Source organism: Sorangium sp. So ce281 (genome assembly GCF_051527395.1).
Taxonomy (GTDB): Bacteria; Myxococcota_A; Polyangia; order Polyangiales; family Polyangiaceae; genus Sorangium; species Sorangium cellulosum_B.
In genome coordinates this window covers 9,290,808-9,305,416 of record NZ_CP150322.1, presented here as the reverse complement: position 1 = coordinate 9,305,416, position 14,609 = coordinate 9,290,808, and the positions used below count along the sequence as shown (strand labels likewise).

The window sequence follows — 14,609 nt, the reverse complement described above, 5'->3', positions numbered from 1 at the left end:
CCCAGCGCGGCGCCGTCCGGGTGGCCGGCGCGTAACTCTCCTGAATTGCATGTAAAATTTCGATCGCGGCGCGCGGCGGCGCGTGGCGCTCGCCGGCCGGGCCGCGCGGTCCTGCCGCGTCCACGGGGACGGGCCCGGGCGCCCCCCATGGAACGGGCGTCCCTGCTACGTTGGGTGTGCGATGCCGCGCACGATCATCATCGGTGACGTTCACGGCTGCCGGGATGAGCTGGCGCGGCTGATCGAGCACGTGGGCCTCGTATCGGGCGATCGGGTCGTCATGGTCGGCGATCTGATCGTGCGCGGCCCTGATCCGTGCGGAACGCTCGATCTGCTCCGGGAGGTCGGCGCGATCTCCGTGCGGGGCAACCACGAGGATCGGCTGCTCCGCTGGCGTGCCGGGCGGAGCGATCCTCGCGGCGAGCCGCTGGGGGAGCTCTCGAAGGAGACCGCGCAGCAGCTGCGCAAGCGGGACTGGGCGTGGATCGAGACGCTGCCGTTCTGGCTGGATCTGCCGGAGCACGGGCTCCGTGTGGTCCATGCAGGGTTGATCCCCGGGTTGCCGATCGAGCGACAGGATCCGCACACGTTGATGTACGTGCGCTGCCTCGGCCGCTACGGCGAGCCGGTCGAGCGCCGCGGGGGCAAGACGCTGTGGGGCCAGACGTACCAGGGCCCGCCGCACGTGGTGTTCGGCCACAACGCGCGGAGCGAGCCGCAGATGCACGCGTGGGCGACCGGGATCGACACGGGCGCGGTCTACGGGGGGCGCTTGACCGCGATGGTGCTCCACGACGGCGAGCGCGTCCCGCCGCCGGCGTCGCGCAGCGAGGTGCTCGTCTCGGTCCCGGCGCGCCGGCGTTATGTGGGGCGCTAGAAATGCTCCGCGTCTTCCAGCGGTTCCGCGCGATCGGCCGCGCCTCTCTGCGGGAATTTCGTTAGGCTCCCGTCCGCGCCGCGGCCGCTCTCCAGGCCGGCGGCTCGTCACGGAGCAAGCCAGGTGGAGCCTCGATACCCGTTCGTTGCAGTCGATGTCCCGGAGCCGGAGGCCGACGAGATCGGCGCCCTGCTCTTCGAGCTGGGCGCCAGCGGCGTCGAGCAGCGCGACGAGCAGACCCTCGTCCGCGGCGCGCGCTCGGGCCAGGTGACGCTCGTCGCCAGCTTCGAGGATCACGGCGAGGCGATGGAGGCCATCGCGGCGCTCGGGGAGCAGTCGCCGCCGCTCGCCGCGCGGCTCGAGGAGGTGGTGGGCGACGCCTGGCGCGACGCGTGGAAGGAGCACTTCGCGCCGTTCGCGCTGACGCCCACGATCACGGTCGTGCCGCCGTGGGCGGAGCGCGCGCCCGAGCGTGAGGGCGAGCGGGTGCTCCTGCTCGAGCCGGGCAGGGCGTTCGGCACGGGGCTCCACGCGACGACGGCGCTCGTGGCGGAGCTCCTCGACGAGCACGCGGCGGAGCTCCGCGGCCGCGAGATCCTCGACGTGGGCACGGGCAGCGGCATCCTCGCGCTCGTCGCGCTGCTGCTCGGCGCGGAGCGGGCGATCGCGATCGACAACGACGACGACGTGATCGAGGTGGTCCTCGAGAACGCGGCGCGCAACGGCCTCGAGGGCCGCATCGACGCGAGCGCCGGCGTTGTCGAGGGGGTGACGCGGCGGTTCCCGTGGGTCGTCGCGAACATCGAGGCGCGGGTGCTGCGGCCCTTGGCGCCGGAGCTCGCGCGCGTGCTCGAGCCCGGCGGCTGGCTGATCCTGTCGGGCATCCTCGAGAGCGAGCGCGACGATCTGATCGCGCGGTACACGTCGCTGCCGGGCCCGCTCGAGCACGTCGCGACCCGGCCGGATCCCGCGTCGCCGGGCGGCGAGCGCAGGGCGGGGCGGGGCGACGCGGGCGGCGAGGGCTGGGTGGCGCTCCTGTTCCGCGCGCCGGGCGGCGCGGCGTCCTCGCCCGGATGAGCGGCCCGGGGCTCTTGCGGGTGCCGCTCGGCGCGATCGCGGCCGGCGTGATCGCGCTGCCGCCCGAGGCGGCGAGCTATGTCGTGCGGGTGCACCGCCTCCGCGAGGGGGATCGGTTCGTCGTGTTCGATCCGGAGCTCGGGGTCGAGGCGGAGGCCACGCTCGAGTCGATCGGCCGCCGCGGGGCGGAGGCGCGCATCGACGCGCCCCGCCCGGCCGCGCTGCGGCCAGGCCGGCGCGTGACGTGGATCCAGGCGGTGGGCAAGGGCGACAAGATGGACGCGGTGGTGCGCGACGCGACCGAGCTCGGGGCGACGCGGATCATCCCGGCGATCTCGGCGCGGAGCGTGGCGCGGCCCGCCGAGGAGAGGAGCCAGCGCTGGCGCCGGATCGCGATCGAGGCGGCGCGGCAGTGCGGCCGCGGGGACGCGCCCCGGGTGGAGGCGCCGATGAGCCTCGCGGCGGCGCTCGCGGAGGCGGGGGCGGCGCCGTCGACCGAGGGCGGCGCGCTGGGGATGTGCCTGGATCCCTACGCGGAGACGCCGCTCGGCGCGCGGCTGGCCGCGCTGTCGCCGGGCATGGAGGCGGCGTTCGCGGTCGGGCCGGAGGGCGGGTTCACGCCGGAGGAGCTCGGCATGTGCGCGGCGCTCGGGTTCGAGCGGGTGCGCCTCGGCGCGCTGACGTTGCGCACGGAGACGGTGTGCGCGGCGGCGCTCGGAGCGTTGATCGCGGTGAGCGACGCGCACGCGGGGTGATGGGGCGGCGGTCGGCGAGCGGCGCGCTGGCCAGCGCTGGTCGCAGCGCCAGCGGCTCGTCGTCGCGAGGTGCGGCGCGGTGGATCGCGGCGTTGCTCGGCGCGCTCGCGGTCGCGGTCTGCGCGTGCACCAACACGGCAGACGCTCCGAGGAGCGCGCATACGCCGGCGCGTGACGGGGCCGCGCTCGGTCCAGCGCAGCCCGGCCTCGTGGCTGCAGCGCCGATCCCGACCGTCACCGCGGCCGCGACCACGCCGCCCGAGCCGGCGCCGTGGCCCCGAGCGCGCCCGCCGCGCGTCGAGACGGACTGGTGCATCGACGGCGTCGACGCGCTCGACGAGGAGACCTGCTACGTGCTGCCCGACGCGCCGACCCGGACGCTGCTGCTCTACCTCCACGGCATCGTCCCGCCGGGGAAGGAGAGCCAGCAGAAGACCAACTTCGAGACGGTCGTGTCCCGCGCCGCACGGCGCGCGGGCGTCGCCGCGCTGATGCCGCGCGGCAAGGTCGGCCTCGCGCCGAAGGGGTACGCGAGCTGGTGGGGCTGGCCGACGGGCGGGCGGGCGTACGACGAGCACGCTGCTCCGCTCGTCGCGACGTTCGCGGAGAAGCGGAGGAGGCTCGAGGAGATCGCCGGCGCGTCGTTCTCGCGGGTGTACGTCGCCGGCTCGTCGTCGGGCGCGTACTTCGCCGCGGCGCTCGCGTTGCGCGGCGGGATCGAGGCCGACGGGTTCGGCGCGATGTCCGGCGGGGGAGGTCGCGCGACGCCCGAGCTCGCGACGCTCGCCCCGAGGCCGTTCTACATCGGCTTCGGCGCCCACGACACGGTGGGTGGCTCGGCCCGCGCCCTCGCGGGCGTCCTGCGCGGCGCGGGCTGGCCCGTGCGCGTCGCCGAGCACCCGGTCGGCCACGGCGCGAAGGAGGTGTACCTGGACGAGGCGTTCGCCTTCTGGCGCGAGCACGAGGCGCGCTGAGCCCGCGCGTCAGAAGTAGATCCCGAGCGTGTCCTCGCCCCACGGCAGCCCGCCATCGAGGTGCTCCGGCGATGCCGTGTCTGACCCCGAGACGTAGGTCACGGTCGTGCGCGCCAAGGAGCGCCGCGGCACGGTCGTGCGAGGGAGATCACTCGCCGCGACCGAGGAAGTCCATCAGCCAGGTCATCGCCGGCCGCATCGTGCCGTCCGGGTACAGGAGGCCCGTGCGGTCCCTCCAGGTGGAGCCGACGACGTAGCCCCAGAGGGTGATGCCCTTGACGGCGCTGTGGTTGTAGAACATCGGGAACTGCTCCTCCATCACCCTGCGCTGCTCGTCGTCGTCCGCGAGGTCGATGTCGTACTCGGTGATGTACACGGGCAGGCCCGTGGCGGCGAGCCTGTCGATGTAGCCCTTCACGGTGCTGGTGTCGATCTTGTACGCGTCGTGGGCCTCCGCGCCGAGGCCGTCGATCGGGGCGCCCGCCTCCAGCGCCGCCTTCACGATCTCGACGAAGTGGTTGTGATCGCTCTCGTACTCGATGTTGTTGTAGTCGTTGAGGATCAAGGTCGCGTCCGGGCAGAACTCGCGAGCCCACTTGAAGGAGTTGACGATCCAGTCATAGCCGCTCTCGCCGCCGCCTCCGATGGCGTTCATGAAGGGAGGCACGGTGTGGGGCGGCGGCTCGTTCACGACGACGATGTACTTCGTGTCGGGGTACCGCTCGCAGAACGCCTGCATCCAGTCCCTCACGGCCTGCCGCTGCTCCTCCGCGGGGAGGCTCGTGAGCCAGGCCGCCTGCGTGGCACCCCACACGAAGCTGTGCTGCATGAAGGGGATGTCGTTGTCCTGCGCGTACTCGTAGATCGCGTCGAGCCTGCTCCACTCTCGAACGCCGCGGGTCCTCTCGACAGAGGGCCACTTGCCCTCGTTCTCGGGCGCGATCTGGTTCCAGTGCTGGATGAAGCCGTCGCGCACCTGGCCGTTCGTCGTGATGTTGCCGACGAACTTGCCGGTGCTGCCGCTCGAGCCACCCGACCCGTCGCTGGAACCGCCGGCCCCGGAGCTGCTCGGTCCAGCGCCTCCGGCGGCCCCGGCGCCTCCGTTGCCACCGTCGCCGGAGCCGCTCGTACCAGAGCCCAGAGCGCCCGTGCTGCCCGTGCCGGCTCCGCCGGCGCCCGTTGCGCCGGCGCTGGCGCCATGGCCCCCCGCTCCCGTCGTGCCGCCCGCGCTCGACGAGCCGCTCGGGCCATCGTCAGCCTTGTCCACCTTGCCAGAGCAGCCGGCGAGGGCCGCGATCCCGAGTGCGATCGAGGTCGTGCCGCACAGCCATCGAGAAGAACGGTTCTTGTTCATGCCAACCATCCGCAAGCTGAAGGATCGTGACCGGTGGCTCCCGGAGCGGGAAAGCCGAGGGGAGCAGCGCGAGGTAGAGAGCATGCGCCCAGCGCCACGCACGCCCGACAGACCGGCCCCTGGAGTTCCCGTTGCCCCTCGGATCTATCACGACCCGTGCCGTGGAGCGATCCGCCACGGTCACGAGAGCGGGCGGTGAGCAGCTGAAGCGCGTTGGCCTCCGCGCATACGAGGTCGGCCGGCTGCGCGTCGCTGCGCGCGCGGTATGGATACTGGCGCCCGTCGTGCTCGTCTGCGTGTTCGAGACGGGCGAGCGCGAGACCTGTGCGTGCCTCGGCGTGCTGCTGGTCAGCGCGAGCCTCTTCCTGCGCTGGCGCGACCGGCAGGGGGCGGACTCGGTGCGCTACGGGCTCCTCGCTGGCGCGCTGCCGCTCCTGGCGGGGCTCGCGGTCGCGTGGGCGGCTCCGGCCTGCGCGGACGCGCCGCTCCTCTCCGTGTGCACCGCCGTGTGCCTGGGCGTCGGGGTTCCATCGGGCGTGTGGCTCGGCGCCCGCCTCGTCCGGGGCTCGGCGCCCGCATCGACCTGGCTCGGGGCGAGCGGCATCGCGGTCCTGGCCGCGAGCCTGGGCTGCGCGGGCCTCGGCATCTCGGGTCTCCTCGGCGCAGGCGCTGGCTTGGTCCTCGGCGCTGCGTCCGCGAAAATGCTCTTCCGCGCTCCGACGTAGCCGACACGGGGGGCTTCCGTGGGATCGCGCGCTCGGCATTCTCACATTCGCTCGGGTTTCGCGGTAGAACGCCAGCTACGTCAGGTAAGACAGCATGATCTACAGACTCCCAAGCTATGTGCCCGGCATTGCGGTCGCCATCGCGGTTCTTGCTGCGTCGATCGGCGCGCTCCTGCTGTGGAGGCGCAAGCCGCTGCCAATTGCCCTGATCGCATTCGGGGTCTCCGCGGTGGCGGGTGGCCTCTTCGCGCCGATGCTGGCGATGGATCGGGTCGTTCTCGACGACGAGAAGCTGGAGCAGACGACAGGCTTCTGGTTCGCGCCGACCGTGAAGGGATTTCGTCTCGCTGATGTCGCATCCGTCGCGATTGGCACCGCCAGGGATAGAAAGAATCGCGAGATCGAGGTGTGGATTGTGAAGATGAGGGACGGCCAGACGCGAGAGATCGACCCTGGTGACCTCTGGGAGATGAACGGTCAGGACATCCTCCGGCGCCTGAGAGAAAAAGGGATCGAAGTCAGCCGATGAGGACAGGCTTGCTCGTCTCGCGCCCGGTGCCGGCGACCGCCGCCGAGCAGGCGCGGCATGAGCTCGGCGTCCAGGAGCCTCATTTGGAACCGCCGGCGCCGTACGACACCCACACCCGCGGCACTGGAGCGGCCAGCAGGAAGCCAGGAAGCCGCTTGTCGACTGGGATGGCTGGCACGCTGGTTGCCTGTCTGTGGCGTTGGCACACATGGCGTGGATGAAACCCGCGATTCGAGCGTCCTTCGGCCTGGGGCCGCGGCACAACGATCCGGGTTTGGCACACCGGCACACCAGCCCCCGTGCCGCCAAAGGAGCAGGAAAATCCGTGCACACCCAACGAATTCTCTCCACCTTGGTCAGCGTTGGCTTGCTGGCGGCGTGTTCTGGTTCCACCGAACCGGGCGGTCCGGGCCCCGCCGGTCCCGGCGACGAGCGTCCCGCAGACGTCGGAACCCAGGTGCAGCTCGAGCTCAGCTCGGTCGCCGCAACCGAAGTCGAAGCCCAGGTGGCCGCCGCCAAACAACACGACGCGGCGTCCCTCCAGGAGGCCTACGCGGTCTCGTTCTCGAACGATCTGGGCTACGGTCTCACGGACGTTCAGAACCTCGATCTGATCCAGCGATCAGAGCTGGGCCTGAATGACGCGGAGCTCGAGGTCCTGGCCGCCAACGGCTTCGTCGTCTCCAGCCGACTTGCCTATCCCAGCTTTCCCTACGCCTACGCTGCCATCTACGTGCACGATCTGCCGGTCTTCGTGAGCGGCGACATGGTGCTCGAGGCCATGCACCGTTCGTACGACGACATCTTGCAGGCCCTGGAACGAGCCGTCTTGATCCCGCGTGTCGCCCGCTTGCTCGACACGATGCGTGCGCGCCTGGCGTCCGGAGATTCCGGGCTCTCGCAGCAGGCGGCAGCCGACGCGGACTTCTACCTGACCGTCGCGCGCAGCCTGCTGATGGGAGCGCCGAGCGAACCCGTGGCGGGGGCAAGCAAAGCCGACGTCGCGTCCTTCCTGACTCACGCCGAAGCGGCCGACGGAGAACAGAAAAAGTCCATGTTCGGCGTTCCGCGCCGCTTCGACTTCTCGCAGTTCAAGCCCCGGGGCCACTACACGGACACGGTGGCGCTGGAACGCTATTTCCGCGCCATGATGTGGATGGGACGCATCGATTTTCGGCTCATCGAGACCATGCCCGATGGCTCGCGCGTCTTCTGGCGCCGCCAGCTCGAGGCGGCGCTGGCGTTGCGTGGCTTGATGGATGCCGCGGCGCTGGAAGACTGGTCGGGCATCGATCGAACCGTCACCGCGTTCGTGGGCGAGCACGACTACATGATCGTGCCCGAGCTGGACGAGCTGTTGAGAGGCCTGGGGGTGTCCGATGCGAGCGGGCTTGCCGCCATCGACGATTCGACGATCGCTCAGGCGATCATCAATGGGCGCTACGGCGAGCAGCGCATCGCGAGTCACATCATGCGAAAGGACGGCGGCGATTCCACGTTCCCGCTCAACGCGAGCTTTGCGTTCTTCGGGCAGCGCTACGTGATCGACAGTCACGTGTTCTCCAACGTGGTGTACGACCGCACCGCGAAGCGCGTGGTCCCGAACCCGCTCGACGCCGCGTTCGCCGCCCTGAAGAACGACCACGCGGTGAGCCTGCTCGCGGGTGAGCTCGAAGAATGGAGCTACGCCGGCGATCTGGCGGCCGTCCGCGTCATCGCCGACGCCCACCCGCCATCGTACTGGGAAGGCAGCCTGTACACGTCCTGGCTCGGGGCGCTCCAGACGCTCTCGGCGAACGCCACGACCCTGGGGCCAGCCGCGGAAGGTCTACCCAGCGTGGCGCGCAGCGAGGCGTGGGGGCGCCGCTTGCTGAACACCCAGCTCGGATCGTGGGCGCAGCTCAGGCACGACACGATCTTGTATGCCAAGCAGTCGTATACCGGCAGCAATGGCTGCGACTTTCCGGATGCGTACGTCGAGCCCTACCCCGAGCTGTTTCAAAGGATCGCCAAATTCGCCGGCCAGGGCCAGGCCTTGGTCGATACCCTCGACTTCAGCTTGAACGGGAACGACACGCTGGCGGAGCAGGTGAGCGCCTACTTCGGCACCCTGTCACGCATCGCGACCACCTTGAGTGAAATGGCGGAAGCGCAGCGGACGGGCATGCCGCACTCGGAGGAGCATCTGACCTTCATCAAGCAGGCAATTCACATCGAGGGCGGAGGCAGCGGCGACCCCTGGCAAACGGGCTGGTACAAAGATCTGTTCTTCGATCCCGTCGACGGCTTGAAGAGCGACCCGACCATCGCCGATGTGCACACGGACATCGGAGGCGACCTGCCGGTCCCGCGATCTCCGTCGGTGTTGCACGTGGGCACCGGCAATCCACGCATGATGGTCATGACGGTCGATACCTGTCAGGGTCCGCGCGCGTACGCGGGCGCAGTGTTCGCCTACCACGAGCACCTGGCGGAGGGCTTCACCCGACTCACCGACCAGGAATGGGCTCGGAAGCTGGTTCAGGATCCGCCGGCCGATGTGCCGTGGATGGCGCCGGTGCTGGCGGAGTAGACACCGGCGCGGCCAGGCCCCGCGCTGTGACAACCTGCGGTTCGACGCCCTCCGTCAACGTCGCTTCTCCTGGCGCCCTACGTCGAGGTGGCCGACGACCTGGCGAGGTCCCGTCGACGAGCCCCCGCCAGGAAGCGCGGAGCCGTCCCGGCGCCCCCCGCCCGGGGCGGGCGACATGCCGTGAACCCATCCGGGGGAGCTGGTGCGTCCATGCGGGAGATGGGCGGCACCCGTCTCCCGGTGGACGTGCCTCCAAGAAAAGACGAGTGGCACCCGTCTCCTGGTGGACGTGCCTCGAAGAAAAGACGAGTGGCACCCGTCTCCTGGTGGACGTGCCTCGAAGAAAAGACGAGTGGCACCCGTCTCCTGGTGGACGTGCCTGCAAGAAAAGACGAGTGGCACCCGTCTCCCGGTGGACGTGCCTGCAAGAAAAGACGAGTGGCACCCGTCTCCCGGTGGACGTGCCTGTAGGAAAAGACGAGTGGCGCTTGTCTCCCGTGGACGCCGCGAGGGGTGGCTACCGGAGCGGCGCGAAGCGCGCCTCGCCCGGCGAGATGAAGAGCGCCTCGGCGCCGACGCCTCGAAGCGCGTGCACAGGGCGCTCTGCGGCGAATCGCGTCCATCGCGGCCTCACTCCTGCTGCTCGGAGGCGCTCTCACCCTCCCCGCCGCGTGCGCCGCCCCGGCCCCGCCGAGCAGCAGCGCTCCGAAGAGCCCGGCGGCTCCGGAGCAGCCCGCCGCGACGCCGGCGGCACCGGCGCCGGCTCCGGCGGCGAGCGCGCCGGTTCCGTACGGCGGCGAGAGGCTCCTCCGGTGGGGCGACCTCGTTCACCTCATGGCCGTTCAGTTCGACGAGCCCTCGGTGGCGGTGGCCTTCGACGTGAACGCGCCGATGGCCGTGGAGACGCGCAAGAAGGCGCTCGCCGACGCGGCCGACAAGGGCTACCTCGTCGCGCACACCCACGCCCCGTTTCCCGGGCTGGGCCACGTCCGGAGAGACGGAGAGTCCTTCCGATCGAGCGCCTCGAGCAGGACGAAGCTGTCGCGTCGATGTCAGGATCCTGTGTCCCGGCGGCGCAGCCCATCTCATCGAACTTGACCGCGATCCCAGCGCCGCAGGCACACGTCACCGTCACCGGTGGCGAGTTCACGCAGGTAGGGCGTGGCTGTCAGGCCCTATCGGATGCCGCACACCGAAAATTTCGCGGAAAGTCTGCTGGTCCGAAGCTTGCCAGGCCTGCGAGCGAAGCTTGCCAGGGTGGGAACCGAGGGCGAAATGGAAGGGACCCTTCAGGAAGGGCGGCGCGCGCCCGAGTTCTTGGCGTGGGCGCCGCTGGCGGCCGTCGCGCTGTTCACGTTCAACAACTTCTGGCTCAAGGGGCGGGCGCCGGTCGTGCTCGCTGGCAAGCTCAGCGACTTTGCCGCCTGCTTCTTCTTGCCGCTGTTCGTGGCGGCGCTGCTCGCTCACGTCACGCGCTGGTCGCGAGCGCGGCGGGTGGCGCTCGGGGCCGTCACGACGGCGCTGGTCTTCACGCTGGTGAAGACGAGCGCAGCGGCGTCGGCCGTGCTCGACGGCGTTTGCGCCGCGCTCGGCTCGCTCGTGGCGCTGCGGTCACCAGCCAATCGCGTGGATCCGACCGACCTGCTGGCGTTGCCGATGGTGCTGCTCGCGTGCTGGTGGTCGAACAATCAGGGGAGAAGACGATGAAGAGGTGGGTAGCTCAGAAGCTCGAGCTGGTGGCGCTGATCGCGACGGGCGCCTCGCTGGTGGCGCACGGCGGGGACATTCCGACTTGCGGTTTGAACGACGCCGAGAGCATCACCGTCAACGTGTCCGGCGATTGTGGTCCTGCTGGCGTCGTCACCATCGAGCTGGGGGACGCGTCGTGCTCGGTCAGCGTGAGCGGAGACCAGACGGGCTTGCCTCGCTCGGGGCACAGCAGCCATGGCTTGAGCTCGGGGTTCAGCCTGCAGGCCGATGAGGCAGGCGGCGTCGAGCGCAGATGCACCGCCGAGAAGCAGGCGGGCGCCGAGGACACGTACAAACTGAGCTGCGATGTCCGCCGCACAGGTGGCAGTCCGTACTGGACCCCGGCGTGCGAAGCCGAGCTTTCGCCCGTCAGCGACCAGTGCGACTTGCGCCAATGCGCCCCGCTCGCGTGCCCGGACGGTCAAGAGCCGCGCTCGACGGCAGGCGCTTGCTGCCCGGTGTGCGTCGAGCCGCCATCGCAAGGCGAGCCGCCGCTGTTGCCGGTCGACCCGTGCGCCGACGTCGTGTGCCCCAGCGCCTGTCCGGAAGGGCAGGAGCTGGCCTACGCCGGTGCCGGGTGCTGTGCCGAGTGCATCACGCAGTCTGCAGCTTGCTTCGAGCAGCGTGACGCCTTCGAGCCCGAGCTGGCCGCGACGCTCGCGCTGGCGCGCGCCTGCAAGACGGACCTGGATTGTTCGTTCACGCAGCTGTGGACGCGCTGCAGCCCCGTCTGTCCGGTCCCCATCGCCGGCAACGCCATTGGCATGACCCACGAGACGCTGCGCCTCGCGGCCGAGGACACCTGCGCGGACTGTCTCCCGGCGGAGCCCCACTGCAGCAGCGAGCAATACATCACGGGGCGCGCCGCGTGCGTCGACGGCTCGTGCGTCGGCATCAAAGACTAGTTATTCTGCCTCCCCGACTCCCCGCGCCCGCGCGGTGTCTACCACCAGGCGCGGGGGGCGCGCCGCCACGGCGCCCACGGCGTGGCGGCGCTGGGCGGCGAACCCGCGCGCCGCATGGCCCATGCAGGGCCGGCACGGGCGCCGTCGGACTCACGTCTCGAGGGCTCCCGCCGCTCCGGGCCGGGCACGATCGAGCCAGGCGAGCAGCTCCTTTGCCCTCCTGTTGTCGCCAAACCTCCCGAGGAACCAGGTGTACGCGCGCTCGAGGACCGGAACCGCGTCGGGGTGACGTCCCATCGCGATGAGGCAACGGCCTTTGCCAAACAGCAGCGTGAACTCGGCCAGCTCGTCTCCTCTGCCTCTCATCATGCAGGACGCGCGCTCGTACGTCGCGAGGGCCTCCTCCCACCGCCCGGCATCCAGCAGCATATCAGCGAGCCCGCCCAGCGCGTGAGCGAGCAGGACGCCATCTCCGTGGGCTCGCTCCGTGAACCGAACGACATTCATCATGTGGGTGCACGCCAGCGCGGCTTCTCCACACGAGCTCAGGCTCAGCGCCAGCACACTCTGGATCCGCGCCGCGAGACGCGACTCCTCGCCGTGATGCTCGACGGCGAGCCGCAACGCGCGCTCGAGCGCGGCCCTCTCGCGATGCGGCAGCGTGGTCCACGGGTACTGCTGGCTCACAGCCCTGGCGTACTGGTAAAGGGGGTTGATCAGCTCCGGCGCGCGGTCGCCCGATCGCGATTCGATGTCGTGGATGAGCCCGGAGAGCAGCTCCTCGGCCTCGGCGTACGCTCCACGCCTCAAGAGCTTGCTCACTTCCGCCGCCTTCGTGGTGGCGAGCGATGTCGCCAAGCGCCATGCCTCCTTCATGCGCGCCGCCTTCACGAGAACCACGGCACCCACGGCGCCCGCGCTCCTCGTCGCCAGCCGTCGTCGGCGTCCGCTTCGACCGCCGCGCCCTGCCGCGGGGGGGCTGCATCGAACTCGCGCTCGAGCTGCTCGTCGCTGGCGACGCGCCCGAACTCGACCAGGTGGCAGGTGGACGGAGATCGCACCGCGCTCGCCGATGTCCGTCCGCCTCGACCTCCGATGGTCCGCGCCGAGCTCGGCCGCGACGATGTGCAACCCGCTGCGCTCGGCTCGAGCTCGGCTTCGACCGGGGCGAGATTGACAAGCCGTAACCGCAGCGACGCAATCCACGCCTTGAATCACAGTTGACGCCGCCCCTCCGCACACGCATCTGAGAAACCTGGAGGATGGGCATGCGCCACAGGCTGAAATCGAAGGCAATCCCTGTTCTCATTCCTCTCGGTCTCACGGTGTGGGCGTGCAACTACGACGTAGGCGAGTGCTATCTCAGGGGGACGGAAGGCACAGGGGCCGGAGAACCATTCCCACCGGGGTCAGCAGCTACGGGGGACTGGTTCGGGAACGGTGACGACGTGGGGAGCGGCGCCACTGAAGAGATGGCTGGTTGCACTCCAGATAGGTCATGCATAGACATGTACGTCGACTGCTAGGACAAAGGCTGTCCATGTAACCGCATTATCGATGGCGGCAAATCTCTTTGCGCAATTTGTCGGCGCGATTGTCAGCTCAAAAAGCGATATACGTACGACGAGTGCTATCGGTGTGGGTTTGAATGAACACGACGATCCAGAGGTCTATTCGGGGCGCAACGCATGTTGCCTTCGATTCGTCGACAACAGAGCGCCTGGCACGGCTCGGTGCGGTCAATACGGTGCGTGCGTCCGACTGCCTTATTGTCGGACCGAGCCGAATGGATGCCATGGAGCATGCCCGGGCGCGTGAGGCATGGTGGTCTTCGTTCGGAGAGTGGGACCGGCTCTATTCATCGAATGTCCGCTGGGATCTGCCCGTTGTCCTGTGGGTATCATCGAGCCTCCACGAGCGAGTTGGCCTCTGGAGGGCCTGTAGCTGGTTGCGTCGCCTAGGGATCGCGCGTCATAATGTCTTTATCGTCGATGTTGATCCAGTGCACCGCTCAAGGATCCCCGCGGAACCGATGCCTCCGTTCGACTGCTCCGCATCGGTGTCTGATCATCCTGACGAGGTTCTTCTGGAGCGCCTCGACAAGTCGCGCCCCTGGCCACGGGACCGCTACGATCGCGCCGTCCGCCTCTGGGAGAGGTACGTCGATGCGAATCCATTGCCTTTCGTCGAAAGGTGCACACGTGGCGTCAAAGGGTTTCCGGAGCTCGCTCCCTTGTGGGCGCTTCTCTCTTCCTTCTTTCCACGAAGGAGCACGAGAGGAGCCATACGCCTCAGTCGATTCGACGAGCTCATCTTGGCTCTTCTATCGGCGGAGTGGCAGGCTCCGTTGGCCGTGTGCGGCCAGAAATCGCAATTGGGCGCCGCGTTGTGGGAGTTCCTCGACTGCACGGGCGATCTGTTCCTACCACGCCGGCTGGAGCAATGGGCAGATCACGATTCGAGTGCGGTTGTGGAGCGGGCGACGGGACCGAAGCCGGCTGATGGCTACCCGATGCAATCGCTGGTCTATCGGCTCACCGATCGCGGCATGAAGCTCCGAGAAGGACTCGATCGGCTCGCGGATGCACCAAGCCTGCCGATCGCCGGGACCGAGGCGTATTCGACGTCATCTCCATGGGTGGTGCTCGATGATGGACGGCTAGCTCGGTTGTGATGGCCAGTCTGCACCGTCCGCCGACAACGGAACGCCCCTCGGGTTGAGTGTTCGTCAACCAAGTGGTTGGCGAACGGCCCTCGCCGTAAATTCACAGCGCCGCGACGATTCGGCGTGACTATGGCGGCCGCACCGTGCTGCCCGGCATGCGCTTCGACCTCTACGACCGCAGCGGCGGAGAGGAGCCGAGCTCGCGCCCGCGCGCCCGTATGGAAATTGTTTCCCCTTGCAGAGCGAGAGCGGCACCGGCGGGAAGACGTCGCCCAATCCCGCGTGGCTCCCTCGACTTCGCGGACGTAGCACCAAGCGGAAGGCATCCTACCGTATCGCTGTACCCTACTGGCTCTACCTGCCCGGCCCCCGTTTTCTGCACACCCCTTGAGTACGCCCGCGCTGCCCGGGTTTCACCGAGCATCGT

The 14,609-nt window shown here is 69.4% G+C and carries 14 protein-coding genes; 11 read left to right on the top strand and 3 right to left on the bottom strand.

Annotated features, from left to right (window positions below):
* Nucleotides 1–181 precede the first annotated feature (181 nt).
* The 4 genes from WMF27_RS35335 to WMF27_RS35320 all read left to right on the top strand — a co-directional run bounded on the left by WMF27_RS35335 (nucleotide 182) and on the right by WMF27_RS35320 (nucleotide 3,683).
* Entirely contained in the window at nucleotides 182–877 is a 696-nt protein-coding gene (locus WMF27_RS35335) for a metallophosphoesterase (RefSeq protein ID WP_437764468.1), read from the top strand.
* 123 nt (nucleotides 878–1,000) lie between these two features.
* Nucleotides 1,001–1,954 (top strand): 50S ribosomal protein L11 methyltransferase, encoded by a 954-nt coding sequence (locus WMF27_RS35330; RefSeq protein WP_437943293.1) that lies wholly within the window; start codon nucleotides 1,001–1,003, stop codon nucleotides 1,952–1,954.
* Nucleotides 1,951–2,709 carry an RsmE family RNA methyltransferase gene (locus WMF27_RS35325; protein ID WP_437764470.1) on the top strand — a complete coding sequence of 253 codons (759 nt, stop codon included), beginning with the start codon at nucleotides 1,951–1,953 and terminating at the stop codon, nucleotides 2,707–2,709. The genes WMF27_RS35330 and WMF27_RS35325 overlap by 4 nt, the downstream gene beginning before the upstream one ends.
* Nucleotides 2,709–3,683 (top strand): alpha/beta hydrolase, encoded by a 975-nt coding sequence (locus tag WMF27_RS35320; protein ID WP_437943292.1) that lies wholly within the window; start codon nucleotides 2,709–2,711, stop codon nucleotides 3,681–3,683. The genes WMF27_RS35325 and WMF27_RS35320 overlap by 1 nt, the downstream gene beginning before the upstream one ends.
* Before the next feature lie 148 nt (nucleotides 3,684–3,831).
* Here WMF27_RS35320 and WMF27_RS35315 read toward each other — a convergent pair whose 3' ends face one another.
* A complete protein-coding gene (locus tag WMF27_RS35315) occupies nucleotides 3,832–5,037 on the bottom strand; it encodes an endo-1,4-beta-xylanase (RefSeq protein ID WP_437764472.1) in 1,206 nt (401 codons plus the stop codon).
* 161 nt (nucleotides 5,038–5,198) lie between these two features.
* On the opposite strand from WMF27_RS35315, the gene WMF27_RS35310 reads away from it, so the two are divergent.
* From WMF27_RS35310 to WMF27_RS35285, 6 genes are all read left to right on the top strand, one after another.
* Nucleotides 5,199–5,762 (top strand): hypothetical protein, encoded by a 564-nt coding sequence (locus tag WMF27_RS35310; RefSeq protein WP_437764473.1) that lies wholly within the window; start codon nucleotides 5,199–5,201, stop codon nucleotides 5,760–5,762.
* A 94-nt stretch (nucleotides 5,763–5,856) separates the two neighbouring features.
* Entirely contained in the window at nucleotides 5,857–6,291 is a 435-nt protein-coding gene (locus WMF27_RS35305) for a hypothetical protein (RefSeq protein WP_437764474.1), read from the top strand.
* A 325-nt stretch (nucleotides 6,292–6,616) separates the two neighbouring features.
* Nucleotides 6,617–8,863: a DUF3160 domain-containing protein gene (locus tag WMF27_RS35300; protein WP_437764475.1), complete on the top strand. Its 2,247-nt coding sequence runs from the start codon at nucleotides 6,617–6,619 to the stop codon at nucleotides 8,861–8,863.
* Nucleotides 8,864–9,697: 834 nt separating this feature from the next.
* Nucleotides 9,698–9,961: a hypothetical protein gene (locus tag WMF27_RS35295; RefSeq protein ID WP_437764476.1), complete on the top strand. Its 264-nt coding sequence runs from the start codon at nucleotides 9,698–9,700 to the stop codon at nucleotides 9,959–9,961.
* Nucleotides 9,962–10,138: 177 nt separating this feature from the next.
* Nucleotides 10,139–10,570 carry a hypothetical protein gene (locus WMF27_RS35290; RefSeq protein WP_437764477.1) on the top strand — a complete coding sequence of 144 codons (432 nt, stop codon included), beginning with the start codon at nucleotides 10,139–10,141 and terminating at the stop codon, nucleotides 10,568–10,570.
* Nucleotides 10,567–11,517: a hypothetical protein gene (locus tag WMF27_RS35285; RefSeq protein ID WP_437764478.1), complete on the top strand. Its 951-nt coding sequence runs from the start codon at nucleotides 10,567–10,569 to the stop codon at nucleotides 11,515–11,517. Before WMF27_RS35290 ends, WMF27_RS35285 begins: the two co-directional genes overlap by 4 nt.
* Before the next feature lie 150 nt (nucleotides 11,518–11,667).
* Here WMF27_RS35285 and WMF27_RS35280 read toward each other — a convergent pair whose 3' ends face one another.
* Nucleotides 11,668–12,408, bottom strand: a complete 741-nt coding sequence (locus WMF27_RS35280; protein WP_437764479.1) for a tetratricopeptide repeat protein — start codon at nucleotides 12,406–12,408, stop codon at nucleotides 11,668–11,670.
* A complete protein-coding gene (locus WMF27_RS35275) occupies nucleotides 12,405–12,578 on the bottom strand; it encodes a hypothetical protein (protein ID WP_437764480.1) in 174 nt (57 codons plus the stop codon). Before WMF27_RS35275 ends, WMF27_RS35280 begins: the two co-directional genes overlap by 4 nt.
* A gap of 587 nt (nucleotides 12,579–13,165) precedes the next feature.
* Here WMF27_RS35275 and WMF27_RS35270 point away from each other — a divergent pair.
* Nucleotides 13,166–14,191: a hypothetical protein gene (locus WMF27_RS35270; protein WP_437764481.1), complete on the top strand. Its 1,026-nt coding sequence runs from the start codon at nucleotides 13,166–13,168 to the stop codon at nucleotides 14,189–14,191.
* Nucleotides 14,192–14,609: the final 418 nt, after the last annotated feature.